Annotated in this window: 15 protein-coding genes; 6 read left to right on the top strand and 9 right to left on the bottom strand. The window is 69.2% G+C overall.

The annotated features are described in order from the left end of the window. Positions 1–2: 2 nt before the first annotated feature. The 3 genes from VGF64_07740 to VGF64_07730 form a co-directional block, all read right to left on the bottom strand. Positions 3–1,970 (bottom strand): DMT family transporter, encoded by a 1,968-nt coding sequence (locus tag VGF64_07740; GenBank protein HEY1634632.1) that lies wholly within the window; start codon positions 1,968–1,970, stop codon positions 3–5. A 544-nt stretch (positions 1,971–2,514) separates the two neighbouring features. Further along, positions 2,515–3,819 (bottom strand): FAD-dependent oxidoreductase, encoded by a 1,305-nt coding sequence (locus VGF64_07735; GenBank protein ID HEY1634631.1) that lies wholly within the window; start codon positions 3,817–3,819, stop codon positions 2,515–2,517. Between the two features lie 358 nt (positions 3,820–4,177). Continuing rightward, a complete protein-coding gene (locus VGF64_07730) occupies positions 4,178–5,134 on the bottom strand; it encodes a class I SAM-dependent methyltransferase (GenBank protein HEY1634630.1) in 957 nt (318 codons plus the stop codon). Between the two features lie 122 nt (positions 5,135–5,256). Between VGF64_07730 and VGF64_07725 the strand changes: the two genes are divergently transcribed. Then, positions 5,257–6,891 (top strand): hypothetical protein, encoded by a 1,635-nt coding sequence (locus VGF64_07725; GenBank protein ID HEY1634629.1) that lies wholly within the window; start codon positions 5,257–5,259, stop codon positions 6,889–6,891. Positions 6,892–6,904: 13 nt separating this feature from the next. Here VGF64_07725 and VGF64_07720 read toward each other — a convergent pair whose 3' ends face one another. The 3 genes from VGF64_07720 to VGF64_07710 are packed head-to-tail and all read right to left on the bottom strand — an operon-like array spanning position 6,905 to position 9,979. Continuing rightward, a complete protein-coding gene (locus VGF64_07720; protein HEY1634628.1) occupies positions 6,905–8,134 on the bottom strand; it encodes a glycosyltransferase family 4 protein in 1,230 nt (409 codons plus the stop codon). An 8-nt stretch (positions 8,135–8,142) separates the two neighbouring features. After that, on the bottom strand, positions 8,143–8,676 hold the full coding sequence (locus tag VGF64_07715; protein HEY1634627.1) for a hypothetical protein: 534 nt from the start codon (positions 8,674–8,676) through the stop codon (positions 8,143–8,145). Between the two features lie 37 nt (positions 8,677–8,713). Continuing rightward, a complete protein-coding gene (locus VGF64_07710; GenBank protein ID HEY1634626.1) occupies positions 8,714–9,979 on the bottom strand; it encodes a pyridoxal phosphate-dependent aminotransferase in 1,266 nt (421 codons plus the stop codon). Positions 9,980–10,900: 921 nt separating this feature from the next. Here VGF64_07710 and VGF64_07705 point away from each other — a divergent pair. Further along, on the top strand, positions 10,901–11,524 hold the full coding sequence (locus tag VGF64_07705; GenBank protein ID HEY1634625.1) for an HD domain-containing phosphohydrolase: 624 nt from the start codon (positions 10,901–10,903) through the stop codon (positions 11,522–11,524). A 34-nt stretch (positions 11,525–11,558) separates the two neighbouring features. Here VGF64_07705 and VGF64_07700 read toward each other — a convergent pair whose 3' ends face one another. Together VGF64_07700 and VGF64_07695 are read right to left on the bottom strand one after the other, a co-directional pair. Next, complete coding sequence (locus VGF64_07700; protein HEY1634624.1) at positions 11,559–13,406, bottom strand: LpqB family beta-propeller domain-containing protein; 1,848 nt, start codon at positions 13,404–13,406, stop codon at positions 11,559–11,561. 13 nt (positions 13,407–13,419) lie between these two features. Next, a complete protein-coding gene (locus VGF64_07695; GenBank protein HEY1634623.1) occupies positions 13,420–15,093 on the bottom strand; it encodes a methylmalonyl-CoA mutase family protein in 1,674 nt (557 codons plus the stop codon). Positions 15,094–15,201: 108 nt separating this feature from the next. Between VGF64_07695 and glpX the strand changes: the two genes are divergently transcribed. Further along, positions 15,202–16,197 (top strand): class II fructose-bisphosphatase, encoded by a 996-nt coding sequence (gene glpX / locus VGF64_07690; GenBank protein ID HEY1634622.1) that lies wholly within the window; start codon positions 15,202–15,204, stop codon positions 16,195–16,197. Here glpX and VGF64_07685 read toward each other — a convergent pair. Next, positions 16,194–17,162 carry a GNAT family N-acetyltransferase gene (locus VGF64_07685; GenBank protein ID HEY1634621.1) on the bottom strand — a complete coding sequence of 323 codons (969 nt, stop codon included), beginning with the start codon at positions 17,160–17,162 and terminating at the stop codon, positions 16,194–16,196. The genes glpX and VGF64_07685 overlap by 4 nt on opposite strands. Before the next feature lie 216 nt (positions 17,163–17,378). On the opposite strand from VGF64_07685, the gene VGF64_07680 reads away from it, so the two are divergent. The 3 genes from VGF64_07680 to VGF64_07670 form a co-directional block, all read left to right on the top strand. Then, a complete protein-coding gene (locus VGF64_07680; protein ID HEY1634620.1) occupies positions 17,379–17,585 on the top strand; it encodes an AtpZ/AtpI family protein in 207 nt (68 codons plus the stop codon). Positions 17,586–17,605: 20 nt separating this feature from the next. Beyond that, on the top strand, positions 17,606–18,007 hold the full coding sequence (locus VGF64_07675; GenBank protein HEY1634619.1) for a hypothetical protein: 402 nt from the start codon (positions 17,606–17,608) through the stop codon (positions 18,005–18,007). After that, on the top strand, positions 18,004–18,426 hold a 423-nt coding region (locus VGF64_07670; protein ID HEY1634618.1), incomplete at its 3' end, for a FoF1 ATP synthase subunit a. The genes VGF64_07675 and VGF64_07670, both read left to right, overlap by 4 nt.

The following is an 18,426-nucleotide window of genomic DNA, read 5'->3' as shown; positions in this document are numbered from 1 at the left end:
GCTCACCCCGACAGCCAAGGTGGCTTCGACTCGGGCCACGGCGGTAGGGAGTGGCGGTAGAGCTCCGGCCAGCCCGGCGGGATCAGGTCTGGGTAACCTACGCCGACAGACATGCGTTGGATCATGAGGCTTCCACGTCCCGGCTCCGTGATCCCGAAGACTACGCCAACGACCCTCTGCAGATGAGACGTCAGCGGCGTCTGGTAGTCGATCTGCCCCCTCGGGCCCACGTGGTTGAAGACATTCCAGGGAAGGACGATCGTGCGGCTGCCAGCCTGGCTGTCGACGAAGCTGCTCTCCCAGTAGTCGAGCCCCTGGGCTCCCGACGCCACAACCAGCCGCAGGTAGACGACCCGCCCGCTCCCCTGCCCCTCGAATGACATCGCCAGAGACCCATCGCCTGACCAGCTCTCGGGTGTCGGGAACCAGCGCACCAGCGTCGGCACCGTGCCCACCGCGGCACCGTAGTCCCAGCGTAGGACCGGCTGGGCGCCGTTCTGCTCCAAGGCACCCGTGCTGACAGGGCCACCCGCGGTAGACCATCCCGTTCCGCCGGCGTCGAGCCCGTCGATCCTCTGCCCCGGGGGTGGAGGGACGTTGTCGTCCTCTCGCAGCTGGCTGAAGATGCCGATGTGCGCCTGCTGGAGGTCGCGCATTCCCTGCCATATCTCCTTGCCCTCGTAGGTGGCCCGGTACCACCCGAGCTCGGACTGTGGCACGCCGACGGACACGTCGTGTGCGAACGGGTCCACCTCGGCGTGGTACCAGTCCCGGAACTGCAGGCCATAGACGACGTCCAGGGGGAGAGCAGCAACGACAGCGGCGCACAACAGCCCTGGCCCGACGCGGCGCCACATCCGACCGGCGTAGCGCTCGTAGGCGATATAGGCGCAGCAGAGGATGGGCGCGGCGATGAGGGCGTACCGGTCGGGCAGCCCAAAGTAGGGGAGGTAGCCAGCACGGCTCTGGCCGACCTCTCCAGCCAGTATGAGCCCGGCCAGGAGAAAGACCAGCAGCAGCCAGCCTCCCCGACGTCTCGCCCGGTACAGCACGAAGGCGGCGCCGGCCAGGAGCCCGATGACAACCAGGACCGAGACGAGCCACCAGGCGCCGGCACCGGTACCCAGGCCGGTCGCCAGGAACATGAGGCTCGCCTTGATGGTGGTGAGCGGGCTCGGGCTTGGTACCAACCACGACGGCTGCTGCAGCCCGACGAAGTACACCACCGTCACCACCAGGGTCAGGGTGATCGAGGTGAGGAGAACGACTCGCGCATGCCGGCCAGCGGAGCGGATCCTGGGAATGAGGGCGAGGGACAACAGCGGGGCGAAGGGCAACGCCGTCGCCCCCGTGAGGGGGATCCCCACCAAGGACCCGCCGACCACCAGGGCCCGCCGGGTCGTGATCTCACCCCTCGAGGCGATGCCCATGAGCAGGGCACAGACCAGGGCCGTGGCCACCACGAACTGCAGCTCCCAGCCCCAGCCCATGTTCTCCCAGTTGCCCAGGTTCAAGAAGACGATCGGGAAGAAGGCGTCGGTCCACCGCGTACGACCCCTGACTCGGCGGAGGAAGACGATGAAGGCGGCGGCGATGACCGCCAGGAGGACGATGTTGAAGACCATGCCCACCCGGAAGTCCGGCCACAGCTTCAGCAATCCCAGATAGACGAGCCTGGGCACCGGTACCCGGTGCTCGTTGTTCTGGCTCCACAGCCAGCCCAGGAAGTTGTCCTGATGGCCGGTCATTGCCGGCGCCATCGTGAAGTCCTCGCGAACGGGGATGTCCCGGGCGTTCAGGAGCACGAGGACGAGGGCGGAGACGAAGGCAGCCAGCCACACAGCCCAGACCAGGACACGGACCTGGCCATCGGAGGCCCGCGGCCGCCGGGTGGTCATCGGCGGGCGACGCGTTGTCGGTGCTCCGGCCAGCACACCCGCGCCGCCCGGGCTCACCCCCTTGACCGCCAATCCTAACGAGTCCTCTGTGGAGCTACCCGGGCTGGCCTACGGACCGGGGGTGGCGGCGCCGTCACGGGGGTGGCGACACCGCCGCCAACCGCCTGGACCACCGGGTTCTCGCCGGGGACCAGCTGGGACGAGCCGGCCGGAAGTGGCGAGCGAGGGAGCGGCTGTGGCGCGCCGCTGGTCGCATGTAACACCCGAGGCCCCAACACGACCCCAACGCCCAGGATGACCACACCGCCGGTCAGGTACAGGAGGAGGCGGCGATCGAGGCGCAATCTCGAGGCCCCATGGCGGTCGAGTGATGCGCTCCGAGGACCCTCACGGCGGTGTCGATGAAAGGGCCTCGCGCGCGGGGTGCGAGGACGAGCATGACGGCCCCCCGGGGGCGACTCGGTACCTCGAGCTTCTCGCTCACCCTTCGACTCGGAACCCTCGCGGAGCTCCTCGGGAAAGCGGGGCGGCTGTCGAAGCGGCCCGTTGATGTCCGCTGCTGTCGGGGGCCGACGACGTGGTCTCGGCACGGTGCCCTCCTCGCCGTTCTCTTAGGTCATGACGCCGATGGCGGTGAGCCGGCAGGAACCGCTCGCTTGCTCGAGGTCAGCTCTTCCAGCACTACTCCGGCGGTCTCGAGACCCGCCTGAAGCGCCGTACCCGTCGAGGCGACCGACGGGTAGGTGCGGTAGTTGCCCGTGAGATAGAGGTTCTCCCACGACCCCCCGTGGATGTCCGGGTTGCGGTACTCAGGGGTGAACACTGGCGAGTACCCGGCGATCCGGGAGAGGTGAAGCCAATCCAGCTGCAGGTCCAGACCGAACACGGTCCGGTAGTCATCGACGTATCGGGCGACCAGCTCACCCTCGTCCAACCGGAAGAGCGGCGACGCCGGACTGCGCAGGTGCGTGACAAAGTTGAGACAGTGCTCTCCTTCGGCTCCAATCGTCGGATTGAGTGTGCTAAGCCGGAATATGCCGCACGCGGTGAGTCGGGGCGAGAGCAGGTTCAGCCAGTAGAAGTGGTCCGGTATGGGCTGACGGGTGCCGCCCACGAGCGAGAGCAGTCCCGTATACCGGATGGCGTCCATGTCCTGGAGCCCTGTCAGGGCCAGCGCGTTGGTGGGCATGGCACTCACGAACAGATCGGCCTCGATGCCATCGTCGCCGTTCAGGTCCACCTGACAGATGCGGCGGCCGAGGGTCCGGAAGCCAGTTACTGCCGTGTTCGCCCGGACTTTCACCCCGCGTTCCTCGACCAAACTGACCATTCCCTCGCAGAGGGTCTTGGTCCAGTTCGTGTTCGGGATGTAGCCGAGGCGGCCGCTCCCCTCGCGCGCGTGTAGCCGCTTTCCCATCCAGGCCGCGCTGACCTGGTCGGCCGACAGCTCGAACTTGAGGTCACAGAGCGGGTCGAAGATCTTGTGTCGAACGCTCGCGCCCCCCCAACCGTCCACCAGGTCCTGGGCCGTACGGCCCTGCCACTCCGACCAGTCGCTTGTCCTGTAGGCCCGAGCCATCATGGCGACGAACCGCAGCTTCTCGGCAACAGACAGAGGAAGGCGCAGGAAGTCGGCGGGTTTGGAGAAGTCGTAGAGCCGATTGTCGATCCGGAAGAGCATCCGCACCCGACGCCACTGGACCCGGGACAGGGCTCCGATCAGGTCGAGGAAGTGGATGAGGGTGCGGTCGGTCGGCAGGATGTGATGGTAGCCAAGGGGGTAGAAGCGACCGTCGTGCTCGAAGCTTCCCGCCAGACCGCCAAGGGCCGGGGAGCGCTCGACGATGGTGATCTGCCCGACGTCGGCTCCGGCGAGGCTCCACGCCGCGGCCAGACCCGAGAGCCCTCCCCCGAGCACCACGATCCGTCTCGTCTCGGCTCCCTTCGATCAACCGGATCCTCCGGCCTGATACTCACATGCTCGGTTTCGGAACCGTATGGCCGCTCGAGCAGCGTTACCCCTGGTGGCGTCCCAAGAAAGCAAGAAAGGAGGTCGGAACGGCCCCTCGGCTCAATCAGGCTACAACGTGGCTCGCTCCGGCTTCTGCATAGTTGCCCAGCCGCAATGTGATCAGCGCGGCGTGGAGCCTACCGTCGGAGCGGCGGCGATGGCCAGTTGCAGGCTTGCCCACTTCAGGCCAGCCGAGCCTCCACGCTCACACGCAGGTCGGCCCATCCGCGGGTTGAGTCCTCTCAAGAGCCGCCCGGACCAGTGCGCGTCAGCTCGCAAACGTATCGATGGGAAGGGGTCCATCCACCACCCAGTGCACGTCTCGACCAAGCAGGCAAAGCGTCTCAATATTTGCGGACGGCAGTGCCCTCTCCCAGCTTTCGATCTCATCCCTCGAGGGACACACCGAAGGCGTCCACGTACCGTAGAGCTTTTGGTCCGTGAAGCAGATCGGGATAAGTCCGTCCTGCAAGATCGTCTCCCACGTAGCTGCGGCAACTCCCGGCGTGTGACCTGTACGCCAGTCGTCGATGACGACCATCCCACCATCAGACAGCAACGGGCGGGCATTACGAAGATCGTCACGAACCAACTCATAGATGTGGCTGCCATCAACATGGACCAACCTAAATGAGCGAGGCTCGAGCTTTGACAGAGCGCTCGAAGGCTCGGCCAGTACAACCGGCGGCTCCGTGTGAAACCGTCGGTAGTTATCTTCGAACACGGCACGACCGATGCCCTCGTAGTAGCTCTGATTCTCTCGAGTATTCTCCTGTGAGATCCCCTCGGTCACGAAGGGGTCGCACACGACGAGCCGCTCGGGTCCCCGACGGAAATAGCCCATGAGAATCGCGCTCTTGCCACGGTAGACGCCGATCTCGAGAAGGTCACCCCCGGTCTGCTGCTCTCGCTGGTACTTGTCGATCCCACACATGAGCAGAGCATCGACCAGCAGGAGCCACCCGGGTATCTCATCCATACGCTGCAGGTAGGCCGTCAACGCGGGTTCATCTGAATACGGAACAATCGGGACTCGAGGATCGCCTACGTCTGGCAGCCGATCCGTGCTGCTCGGGTCGAGCTCGTGCAGCCTGGCCTCCATCATGGCGACGCGATCATCGAGGACCCCAAGGTGAGCCTCGAGCGATGCCAGATGTGGATCGAGTCCCGCCAGGCCGAGCAGTCGCCGGCGAACCGCACCCAATTGTGGACGCACTGACCTCATGGCACGGCACAATACAAGAGGTATTGGACGTCGGCGGCCTCCTCCTGCCGGGGTCGGCGGCGACGACGCTGACGGTCTGAACAAGTAATGGATCGTTTCGGCCAACTACTGTGTGGCCGGATATGGGCGAGCACGGGGCCGTCGACGGGCGACGTCAGCTCGAGAATCTGGCCGATCTCGGCCTGCCGGTCCCGAGGACCCGCTTCCGCCGTCTGAAGCGGCTCGTCACCCGTCTGTCGTGGTTCATCCTCCGCCGCCAGGTGGAGTACAACCACGAGCTCGCCCGGTCCATCGAGCGCTTGGCCGCAGACGTGGCCCAGGTGACCCACCGGTCGGCCGACCGGGACAGGACGCTCGGGGAGCTGCGCCTGGGCCTCGACCAGCTCAAAGCATCCAGGGCTCGGCGCCGTGACGACGAGCGCCAGCTGCTGCGGGGAGCGCTCGGGACGCTGCGGGAGAGCCTCGTCCGGGCAACTGACGCCGTGGACGGCAAGGCCGGCTCGGGCCCCACCGGTGTGACGTCGGCAGTTGGGGCCGGTCGGTCGACCCGGGTCGGTGGGTCGACGCCGTCGCTCTCGGTGTGCTGCCTCACCAGCGACCCTGGTCCGAGCGTGGCTGCCCTGCTGGGCCAGCTGCGCCCGGTGGCTGACGAGATCTTCGTGGCCGTCGACAGCAGGACCGATCCGAGCTCGCTCGGTCTCCTGCTCGACGTGTCCGATCGGGTGGTCCGCTACGACTTCGCGCCGCCCTTCGAGCGGGCCCTGGCCTGGGCCCACGCTCAATGCGCGGGCGACTGGGTCTTGCGCATCGACAGTGACGAAGTGGCCGCCCCGTCCCTCGTCGAGGCCCTGCCAGAGCTCATCCAGGCTGACGACGTGGTCGAGTACCACATCCCCCGACGATGGCTGTACCCCGACGGACGACACTGGCTCGACGAGTACCCGTGGTCGATGGACTACCAAGCGCGGCTGGTGCGCAACGATCCGGCCACCCTGTGGTTCGAGGGCGTGGTCCACAGCAACACCGGTCAGGCCCGCCCGGCGGTCTACCTGGAGCATCCTCTGTACCACCTTGTGTGCGCAGTCAGCAGCGCCGACGAGCGCAGGGCCCGGATCGCTCGCTACGTGACCGAGGAGGCGAGACCGGAGGGCTCTCTCCCGATTCACAGGGCCAACTACCTGCCCGAGCGATTCGCCACCAGAGAGCCGCGTCCGGTACCAGAAGAGGACCTGTCCGCCATCGCCGAGGTGGTCGGGGCGGGGACCACCGAGACGACGTCGCCCGTCCCGCCTTCCACCCCGATACCGGTGGCTCGACGGGCTGAGATCGACCGTCAGTGGGCTCGGAGACCGCTCGCGGCGGACACCCACAGGGCAAGGGTGCTGGTGGTGGAGGGGGACACACGGCTGCACGCCGGTCAGACCAGGGAGATCCATGTCCGGGTCACCAACCTGGGTTCGGAGACGTGGCCGGGTGGCCTCACAAGGCACCCTCTGATCCGAGTCGCCTACCGCTGGCTCGCTCCCGGCGGCGCTGTCGTCGTGCCGGAAGGCCGTCGGGCGCCGTTCCCGGCGGCTCTCCGACCCGGAAGGTCATGCGTTCTACCCGTCCTGGTTACCGCACCGGACGAACCCGGCCGTCACGTCCTCGAGATCGACGTGGTCCACGAGGGCGCCCGCTGGTTCGGCTGCGCGACGAGGGAGGAGATCACGCTGTCAGAGCATCCGGCCCGGTGGTTGACCGAGGACGCGACCTGACACGGCGACACCACTAGCTGACGACAGGTCGAGATCCGCGCTTGGCGACCGCCTCCTCCGCGATCTCGACGTAGCGGTCAGCTGCAGCCTCCCACGAGGCGGATGCTTCCACGAAGGCGCGAGCAGCGAGACCAGCCGTCCTGCACCGCTCTCTGTCCCGCACCGCGGCGGACATCTCCTCGTAGAGGCCCCTGCCTTCGCCCACCTCGTCGACGGGCACCTGCCAGCAGAAGGAGCTGGGAAGTTCCCGGTGTTGAGGAAGGGCGCTGGTGATGACCGGCCTGCCTGCGCCGAAAGCCCGCATCATGACGCCACTGGTCTCCCCGGTCGTCGGCCATCTCAGGTTGACGACTGCGTCGGATGCCCCGATGACGGCGTCGAAGCGCTCCTTCGGAGGGTCCAGGAGGACCTGTACGTCGTCCTCCAGGCCACCGGCAGCGACGGCACCGACCACTCTGTCCACGACGGAGGAGTCGTCGGCTCTGCCGGCCACCACCAGGCGCGCCAGCGGATGTAGCTGGCGTAGGGCGGCAAAGGCAGTCAAGACCGTGGGCACGCGCTTGAACCCGGTGATGCCTCCGAAGACGCCGAACACGAAATGCGAGGTGTCCCAGCCCAGCTCCGACCGAGCACGTATTGCGGTGGCCGGATCGTCTCGTATGGCGGCACCGTGGTAGACGAGGTGTATCGGGGTGGCCGGGTGTCGCCGGCGCAGCTCACCGGCTAGCCACTCGCTGTGGACGATCGTGGCCAGGCTGGTCTCGACGGTGCGACGAGAGAACAGCACCGCAAGGCGGTCCGGTTGGTGGACGCCGTCGGCCCGAACGGTCGGCAGACCTCTGGGCTGACCGGTCACGGGGCTCGGCGGAAACCCGAGCGACAGGCCCTCGTTCCAGAGCGCTTCCTCGGCGAAGCCGGGTTTCCCGAAGAACCTCGTGGCATAGAAGTCGAGAAGCGAAGCGTCGTGGTAGACGACGAGGCCGGGGCTGACCACGGCCCGGTCCTGTATCCAACCGTGGATGATGTTGTTGCCGATCTGATAGACGTCGACATCGGCGGTCGCCGAGTCGTCGTCCAGCCAGGCGCGGGCGCCAACGACCCTGACGCCCGGCGGGGAGCTGACCCGGCTGACGGCTTCGTCCCCGACCACGGCGACGATCTCCGCACGATCGGCCAGCGCGCTCAGCAGGTCGAAGGCGTAGTCCGCGATGCCAGTCGGCTCCGGCGGGAGCGGAGTCCACATGGCGACCCTCACGGGCGCGACTGCGATTTCCTGGGGTCCCGAGCGACGCTGTGCCCTTCGGCACCGCCGTGGGCCACGGCGTCGGCCAGGCCGGCGAGACGCTCCTCGACCTCCAGAAGCGACCGGGCGAGCTCCGCGGCCTGCCCCTCATGGACTCCAGCCCGAACCTGCTCGGTGCTCAGCACCGAACTGGCCCGGGCGACCTCCTGCTGCAGCTCGCCGAGCTCGCCGCGCAGAACACGGAGTACCTCGTCGTGCCGAGCGGCCTCCTCCATGTGGAGCTGGCCGACCCTCACTCGCAGGTCGGCCGCCACCTTGGCCCACGCCGCGGACTCGTCGGCGACGGCCCCCAGCCGGGCGGCAAGCCGCTCCAGCGATCTGGCCACCTCGTGGTTGTACTCGACCTGCCGGTGGAGGAAGACCCAGCACAGACGGATGACCACGCGCTTCAGGGTCCGAAAGCGCGTTCGCGGTAGCGGAAGGCCAAGGTCGGCCCGCGGTTCGAGCTCGTTCAGCCACTGAGGCGACATCAGATCTCCCATGACGTCGGACAGTATCCTGCGGTGAGAGTACTGATCTCTAAGGAACAGCGATCTCGCCCAGGCACCGGCTCAGCCGGGAGATCCCCTCGTCGAGGTCTTCCTCCGGTACGGCGAACGAGATCCTCAGGTGTCCGAGTCGCCCGAAGGCCTCGCCCGGCATGGTCGCCACCTCAGCTCGCTCGAAGAGGGCGGCACACAGCTCGATGGTGGTGCTCATCAGCCGCCCCCCGAGGACTCCGCCGAGGTACGACTCGACAGAGGGAAAGGCATAGAGCGCGCCCTGGGGCTCGACCAGCTCCACCCCTGGTAGCCCGTCGAGGGCCCCGCACAGCCGGCGCCGTCGACGATCGAGCTCGGTTCGCAACCGTTCGACCGGCGCCATCCCGCCCTCGAGGGCGGCCACGGCCGCTGCCTGGGCGACGTTCGGGGCGTGCGACGTCGCGTTCGACTGGAAGTCCTCGATGGCCCTGGCCACCCGCGACGGAGCGATCAGCCATCCGACCCGCCAGCCCGTCATGGCGTACGCCATGGCCACACCGCCCAGGACGATGCAGCGCTCGGGAACCTCCGGCGCGAGCGCGGTAAGCGAGCTCGCCACCGCGCCGTCGTACACGAGATGCTCGTAGGCCTCGTCGCAGATGACCCACAGGTCTTCGTCTCTGGCCCATTCGCCGATGGCCCGGAGTTCCCCCGGCGTGTACACGACACCCGTGGGATTGCACGGTGAGCACAGGACGACAGCCGTGGTGCGCGGGCTTACGGCGGCGTCGAGCTGATCCACGGTGACCTTGAAGCCCTTCGCCATCGCCGCCGGCACGCTCACCGGACGCCCGTTCGCCAGCTCGACCATCGCTGGGTAGACCGGCCAGTAGGGGGAGGGGATGAGCACCTCGTCGCCAGGGTCGACGACCGCATTGAGCGCGTCGAGGACGCCTTGTTTCCCGCCGCTGGTGATCACGACCTGGGCCGCGCTGATGTCGACCCCGTGCTGACGTGCCCCGCTGGCTGCGACGGCCTCGCGCAGCTCCGGTAACCCGGCGGCGGGGGTGTAGCGCTGCAGCCGACTGGAGCGGCAGGCCATTGCGGCTGCCTCCAGTATGTGCTCAGGCGTGTCTCCGAGGGATGCCTCACAGGCGTTGAGCGCGATCACGTGGCCGCCGGACGCCCGCCGTGCCTTGACCCAGGTGTCGACCCCTCCGGTCGGACAGCCCGCAACCGACGTCACCCGGCGGGCCAGCGCAGGCCCAGTCCACTCCCGACGATCAGGCGGCAGGTTCGCCAGAACGGCGTCGAAAGACATCATGTCGGCCGACTTTCTCGAACCCAGCATCGGCCAGGCACGACACCCGAACGACCTCGGTCACGCAGATAGCTACTAGTAGTGGTTCTTCGCTACTGCGTGCCCAATCCACCCACCGTCCGCACCGCGGTCCTCGCCGGCCGACAAGGAGACAGTACGGGTGCCGGATCGTGTAAGCAAGGCATCCGACACCAGCCGAACGACTCCCCCTCCAGCCTGGGCTCGAGCGGGACCGGGCTGGGCGCCCTACCCTGGGCTGGACCGAGGGTGGCAAGGGGGCGGTCGGTTGTCGGGCGCGCCTTGGCTCTCAACGACGCAACTCCGCTCGGTCGGTGAGCCCATGTCGAATCGACTTCTCGGCCGGCGGCGGTTCCTCGTCGGCTTCTCGGCGGCGACGATTGCCGTCTTCGCGGCCCATGTCGCCCATTCGGTACTGGGCTATGGCCACGGCGGCGCCAATGGCCTGTTCAGCGACGGCCTCTACGACGTTGTCATTTTCGCTGCCAGCGCCATTTGCCTGGCCCGGGGAGTGCTGGTGGCCGAGGACCGCGCTGCCTGGCTCCTCCTGGGAGCGGCGATGGGAACGTGGGCCACGGGCGATCTGTACGCATCTGTCGCATCTCCCGGCCACGACGTGCTGGAGATCCCGTCCCCGGCCGACGGCTTCTACCTCGCCTTCTATCCCGCCGCCTACGCCGGGTTGGTCCTGCTCGTGCGGCGCCACTTTCGACGCTCCCCCGCCAGCCTCTGGCTCGACGGTGCGATCCAGGCGCTCGCCGTAGCCGCCGTGGCGACCGCGATCCTGTCCCGGCCGATCATCAACGACGTGCACGGCGGGGTCGGGCAGCTGGCGACCGACGCCGTCTACCCCCTTGCGGACCTGGTGCTGCTGTCGCTTGTCGTCGGCGCCTTCGCCATGACCAGATGGAGGGCTGGGCGCGGCTTCAGCCTCCTCTGCGCCTCGCTGGCGATCGCCGCGCTGGCCGATGGGTGGTTCCTCTACGCCCAATCGTCCAACACCTACGTCGACGGCCGGCCACTGGACTCACTGTGGCTTCTCTCCGCCCTGTTGATCGCCTGGGCGGCCTGGGAGCCGACAGATGCAAGGCCGCGTGCACCCGCCCTGGACGGGTCGCACCATGCCGCCGCCGCGGGCCCGGACCCGGAGAACCGGCCTCAGCTGGCAGTGCCGATCGCCAGCGCGATGGCGGCCCTCGGGCTTCTCGTCGCGGACCACGTGACGCCGCCCTTCGCCGCGTGGCGCCCCTCGTGCGCTCGACACACGAGCGCTTCGACGGCACCGGCTATCCGGACGCGCTGGCGGGCGACGCCATTCCCCTCGGTTCGCGGATCATCACCGCCTGCAGCACGCTCGGCGGCCTCGTCTGGGGCCGCCCGTACCGGAGGGCGATGACTCTGGACCAGGCGCTCGTCGAGCTGGCGGCCGGTAGCGGCACTCGGTTCGATCCCAGGGTTCTGCGGGCGTTGCTCGACGAGGTGCAGTCCAGCATTCCGCAGGCCGTCGCACCCCACCAGACCGCCACCTGAATCGAGCGGCGCGGCCGGCGCCGCCGGCCCCGCCTCAGACCCGCCAGCGCAGCACGTGTCGCCTCAGGAACGACTCGATCCGCCCGAGCTCGTCGGCGACGGTCTCAGGTCGCGACCAACCATGTCCCTCGTCCTCGTAGACGTGGTGCTCGACGACGCCGCCCTGCGCCCGCACGGCGGCGGCGACGGCGGCGGACTGGGCCGGTGGGACCACCTTGTCAGCCGAGCCCTGGAGGATGAGCAGAGGCGCCCGGATGCGGTCGGCCAGGTTGACCGGGGACCGCTCGCGGTAGCGGTCGACCGTGGCCGGCAGCGGGCCGACGACGCCGTGCAGGTAATGAGCCTCGAAACGATGCGTGGTCTCGTCGAGCTCGAGGAGGTCGGCCACCCCGTACAGGTCGACCCCGGCCGCGGAGAGGTCGGGGTGCAGGGCCAGCAGGAGCAGCACCGTGAAGCCGCCCGCCGAGCCGCCTATGGGCACCATCCGGCGCGGGTCGCCCCATCCCCGATCCGCCGCCGCCCGCATCCCGGCTGCGGTGTCGGCCACGTCCAGCTCTCCCCAACGGCCCTGAAGGGCCTGGGCGTAGGACCGGCCCCAACCGGTCGAGCCCCGGTAGTCGGGAGCCAGCACCGCCCATCCCCGGTCGACGAAGAAGGCCACGCGGGCGTTGAAGCCGGCCTGCATCTGCCCGGTCGGCCCGCCATGGATCCACACCAGCAGCGGCGGCGGGTCGGACAGCGGTCGGGACGGTCGGTACAGGCGCCCGTGCACGCGACCGGCGTCGAGCCCGTCGACGGCGGGGCCCTCCCACTCGACCAGCTCGGGTTCGACCAGGTCGGCCTCCTCGAAGCCGCCCACCGGCCCCCTGGCTACGACCGTCTCACCGCCGGTGACGGGATCGAGCACGACGATGCGGGTCGGCATCCGCGGCCCGCTGCGCACCGCCGCGAGCCGGTCCCCGATCCAGCTCAGTCCCCCGTGGACCCCGGTCCCCAACTCGCGCCGCGCCGCGCCGTCGAGCGTGGCGAGGAGCAACCGTCCGAACCCGCTCTCGTTCTGGCAGACGGCCAGTGCCGAGCCGTCAGGCGCCCAGGCAAAGGTTCGCTGACCGGGCCCCCACGACGGGTCACCGTGCTCGGCGGGCCCCGGTGGCTTCTCTATGAGGGCACGAGGCCCCGTCCCGTCGGGCGCCGCGACCCACACGCTGCTCCAGCCGGCGGCGTCGGACAGGAAGGCGAGGAGCGATCCGTCCGGCGAGAAGCGCGGCTGGCTCACCGCCACGTCCTCACTCCCGGCGACCACGACCGGCGCGGCGCCGCCGTCAGCCGGCGCTGACACGATGCGGGCACCGTCCCAGGGCATCTGGGGCACGTCCCACTCCATCCAGGCGACCCGCGAACCGTCGGGCGACCACGCCGGATCGAAGGCGAAGTCGGGGCCTGGTGCGACAGTCGAGAGGCGGACCGGCCACGGACCATCCTCGGCCAGGGAGGCCACGGCGACGTGGCGCCCGTCGACGACATAGGCCACCCTGGTCCCGTCGGGCGAGACGGCGGGGCTCGCCACTGCTTCCCCCTCCGCCACGACCCGGGACGGCCCACCAGACGCGGCGACGTGGTACAGGCCCCCCTCGGCTCCCGCGTACACCAGCGAGTCGCCACCGGGAACCCAGTCGAAGGCGCCGCCCGCATAGGCGGCGACCGAGGCGACCAGCGGCTCAGAGGTGACGACCAGCTCGGGACCGCCCTCCGACGGGACGACCGCGAGGCGCGATCCGGGTCCGGCCACGAACGCCACGACCGAGCCGTCAGGCGACAGGCGGGGCTCGGCGACCGAGCGCCCACCCGCGCACATCGCCGCTGTGATCAGACGCCGGCGCACTGCACCACCTGTCTCAGATGACCGGGTCCTCGGTCCACCGCCCGAAGACCGCGGCCAGGGCGGCGATGATCTCCCCGACCGTGGCGTAGGCCCGCACCGCCTCGACCAGGGCGGGCATCAGGTTCACGTCGGATCTCCCGGCATCCGACGTCACCCGGGAAAGGGCCGCGACTACGTCGGCGTCGGACCGAGAGCTTCGCACCTTGGCCAGCCTCTCGAGCTGGCGCTGCTCGACCTCGGGGCCGATGTAGAGCGTAGGCAGCAGCTCGTCATCGGCATCGGCGAAACGGTTGACGCCCACGACGACGCGCCGCCCCGAGCTGATCTTCTTCTCCAGCGTGTACGCCGCCTCGGCGATCTCCCCCTGGAACCAGCCGTTCTCGATGCCGGCGTGCACCCCTTCGAGCATGGATCCCTGGCCGAGCTCCTCGAGGTGGGCGAACACGCCCTCGGCCTCGCGCTCCAGCTCGTCGGTCATGGACTCGACCAGGTACGACCCACCGAGGGGGTCGGCCACGTTGGCCACCCCTGTCTCGTGGGCGATCACCTGCTGGGTCCGCAGGGCGATCCGCGCCGCCTTCTCGGTGGGCAGGGCGAGGACCTCGTCCATGGAATTGGTGTGGAGGCTCTGCGTACCACCGAGCACACCGGCCAGGGCCTCGATTGCGGTGCGGACGATGTTCACCTCCGGTTGCTGCGCGGTGAGCGACACGCCGGCGGTCTGGGTGTGGAACCGGCACCGCCACGAGCTCGGATTGGTGGCGCCGTAGCGGTCACGCATCCAGCGGGCCCAGATGCGCCTGGCCGCCCGGTACTTCCCGATCTCTTCGAAGAAGTCGATGTGGGCGTTGAAGAAGAACGACAGGCGGGGGGCGAAGGCGTCTACCGGAAGCCCCGAGCGCATCGCCGCCTCGACGTACGCGAAACCGTTGGCCAGCGTGAAGGCCAGCTCCTGGGCGGCCGTAGAACCCGCCTCCCGGATGTGATAGCCGGACACCGACACCGGGTGCCACCGCGGCATCTCACTGGCGCAGAAGCTGATGCTGTCCACCACGAGACGCATGGACGGCCGGGGCGGGAAGATGAACTCCTTCTGCGCCTGGTACTCCTTCAGGATGTCGTTCTGCGTGGTCCCGCCGAGGCGCGCCCGCGGGACTCCTCCGGACTCCGCCACGGCCAGGTACATGGCCAGGAGAATCGCGGCGGGCGAGTTGATCGTCATCGACGTGGTGACCTGGCCGAGGTCGATGCCGGCGAAGAGATCCTCCATGTCGGCGAGGGAATCGACGGCCACGCCGCACTTGCCGACCTCACCGGTCGAGTGAGGATCGTCGGAGTCCCGGCCCATCAGCGTGGGCAGATCGAAGGCCACCGACAGCCCGTCACCCCCGGCCTCGAGGATGTCGCGGAACCGCCCGTTGGTGTCCTCGGCCGTGCCGAAGCCGGCGAACATGCGCATGGTCCACAACTTCGACCGGTGCATGGAGGCGTACGGGCCCCGGGTGTACGGGAAAACCCCCGGCCACTCACCCGCGTCTTCGCTCGGGCCGCCCTCCCGGGGCGGCCGTGGTCCGTAGGCGGGCTCGAGCGGGATCCCCGACATGGTCTCGAAGTCGGCGTCGCGCAGAGGCGCCGAGTCGTATGCCCGCTCCCACTCGGCCCTACCCGATGCGTGGCCATCGCTCATGGCCTCCAGACTACGGGCGGCCCGGGAGGCCGGCCCCAAAGAAGTGGCCGCAGGCGCGCCAGCGCCGACGGGGGCGGGGCTGTCCCGCCCGCCGCTAGGGTGCGGCGCATGAGCGCCGAGCCGCAGGCACCGGATCGCAACCTGGCCATGGAGCTGGTACGGGTGACCGAAGCCGCCGCCATGGCGGCCGGCCGCTGGATGGGACGGGGCGACAAGAACGGCGCCGACCAGGCCGCCGTCAACGCCATGCGGGTGGTGCTGCAGACCGTCTCCATGGACGGCGTGGTGGTCATCGGCGAGGGCGAGAAGGACGAGGCCCCGATGCTCTACAACGGGGAGCGGATCGGCGACGGCACGCCTCCGCTCACCGACATCGCCGTCGACCCGATCGACGGCACAACTCCGACGGCACTGGGCCGCGGCGGGGCCCTCGCCGTGATCTCGGTGAGCGAGCGGGGCAGCATGTTCAACCCGGGCCCGTGCGTGTACATGGAGAAGCTGGCGGTGGGCCCCGACGGGGCCGGCCACGTCGACCTCAACCGGTCGCCGACCGACAACCTGCGGGCCATGGCCGCGGCCAAGCGCACCAGCGTCGGAGACATCACGGCCGTGATCCTCGATCGCGACCGGCACGAGGATCTGATCTCCGAGGTGCGCCAGGCCGGGGCGCGCATCCGGCTCATCACCGACGGCGACGTGGCCGGCGCCATCTCGACGGCGTGGCAGGAATCGGGGGTCGACATCCTGTTCGGGATCGGGGGCACGCCCGAGGGAGTGATCGCAGCCGCCGCGCTCAAGTGCATGGGCGGAGAGCTCCAGGGCCGCTTGTGGCCGCGCAACGACGACGAGCGGCGGGGGGCCCTGGCCGCCGGGTACGACCTCGAGGCCGTCCTCTCGACCGACGAGCTCGTCCGCGGGGACAACTGCTTCTTCGCCGCGACCGGCGTCACCGACGGCGAGCTCCTCCGGGGCATCCGGTACACGAACACCGGAGCCCTCACCCAGTCGCTGGTCATGCGGTCGAAGTCCGGGACGGTACGCCGGGTCGACGCCAGCCACCGCCTCCGGAAGCTCAGGGAGTTCAGCCAGATCTCGTTCGACTAGCCGAGGCGCCGCTCCATCCGCACGAACTCACGGCCCCAGCGCCAGTCCGGCAGGATGCCCACCCGCACCCAGCCCCGCGAGCGGTAGAAGCCCTCGGCTCGACCACCGGTCGGGGCGCGCAAGCGGCACTCGGTGCAGCCCCGCTCTGCGGCGAGCGACTCAAGGGCCGCAAGGAGGTGCGATCCCACGCCCTGCCCGCGGACATCGGGATCGACGATCAGCCGGCGCAGCTCGCACACCTCGCCCCTCACGGTCCCCTCAGCCAGGCCGACCACCGCGTCTTCGCGGCGGGCCGTGATCGCGAACCGCGCGTCCGGCGCCCACGCGGCGCCCCCATCGTGTCGGTCGTGATCCGCCCAGACGGCCTCGGCCCAGCTGGCCACGAGCGGATCGACGCCGTCGCTGACGGTCAGCTCGATCGGCAGACCGCCCCGCCCGACGACCGCCGGGACTCGGAACGCGGCATCGGCCACGACCGTCCACCGCCGCTCCGGACCCTCCTGCAGGAGGTGGACCCGCTCGAAGCGGACCGACGTACGGTAGGAGCTCAGGGCGGACACGGCGGCGTCGATCCTCCCGGGCGCGGCCTCGTCGGCAATGGTCACGTGGGGGATGAAGGGCCACGTAAGGGGGCGGGCCAACGGCGCACGGAACACACGAAGTCGGAGATCCTCGACGGCCGCCACGTCGCCGTCGGTCGGCAGATGGATGACGGGGTTGTCGGGCCAGAAGGTGGCCGGCGGCCCGAGGACCAGGGTGAAGGGCCTGGTCGAGGAGGCCGCCGCAGCCAGCACGTCGAGGGCGTCGCGCAGGTCGCGGTCGGCGACGTTCACCGGGGGAACCAACGTCAGGTGAGCGGGAACGCGACGGAGGGCGGGGTCGCCCAGCGCCCGCCGGAGACCGTGGATCTCCTCGGCCTGGGGACTGGGGACGAGGAGGGCCACCCCGAGGCGCATCCGCGGCATCTCTCACGGTATCCCTGGCGGGCCCACTCCTTTTGCCGAAACTCCGAGCAGATGCGAGGATTCCCGTGGTGCATCTCTCCCGGGATCGCACCCGTTCATGAGATGGCTAAATGCGGCGAGTACCTCTGAATAATCCCTGTCCCGAGAACGACTCCCATGGTGCCCGTAGCGTCCAGCCAGGTAGGCTGCACTGCGGCCTGGGGTCGCGCCTCCACCATGGCCAAGCCGTCCCCGAACCTGTTGACGTTGCTGGGGCTGGGCATCACCAATGCCGTCTGCCTCGCTATCGGGCTGGGTGCCGGATGGGGTATCGATGCCGCCCTCGGCACCACGCCGGCGTTCATCTTCGTCGGCATCGTCGCGGGTGTGGCCCTGGGGGTCGCCGTCACCTGGGCCGAGATGCGCAAGTTCCTGCGGGACTGAGGGTCGAAAGGCTGTAGACGGTGTTCGCCCAACTTCCTTTGATCGAGCTCAACTCGGTGCTCCGGCGGAGCTACGTCGTCGCCGCGGCAATCGGCGGTGGAGGCCTGATCCTCACGTCCCTGCTGGGCTTCCCCCTCGTGGGGCTCGGTCTGATCGCCGGCCTCGCCCTGGGCGCGCTGAACAGCCGCATGGCGCGGACCTCGATGGCGCGCTACGCCGCCGGCGCCGCCGGCCCAACGAAGAGCGTGTTCATGGCTTCGAGCCTGGTCCGCCTGGGCGCCATCACGGCGGTCGCCATCGTCGTCATCGTCGTCGTCCGCCAGATCGGCTGGGGGATGGTGTTCGGACTCGCCCTGTTCCAGTTCGTGGTCCTCGCCAGCACGGCCAGGACGTTGCTCAAGTCGCTTCGGAGCGGCGCGTGACACTGGTCCCGCTTCCGCTGCTCGCCGATGCCAGCAACATCGAGGTCGGTACGCACCGAACGCTCACGGTCGGCGGTCTGACGTTCAACGTCGACACGATCTGGGCGACGGCGTTGGCCGGCATCATCGTCATCGGGGCGGGCCTCTACGTCCGCCGGCGTATCACGAGCGGGGTGCCGAACCGGGTGCAGCTGCTCTGGGAGACCGTCGTCGGTGCCATCCAGAATCAGGTCGAGACCGGCATCGGTCCTACCGGGGCCCGCATCGTGCCCCTGGCAGTGACCCTCTTCTTCTTCATCCTCATCTGCAACTGGTTGGAGCTGGTCCCGACGGGAGGCGTCCACAACAACATCCCGGCCCCGACCGGCGACGTCAACCTCACCTACGCCATGGCGTTCTTCGTCATCGGGCTGGTCCAC

It is taken from the genome of Acidimicrobiales bacterium, from assembly GCA_036491125.1.
GTDB lineage: Bacteria > Actinomycetota > Acidimicrobiia > Acidimicrobiales > AC-9 > AC-9.
Note: the sequence above shows the minus strand (reverse complement) of the source record. Positions and strands in the feature narration are given on the sequence as shown.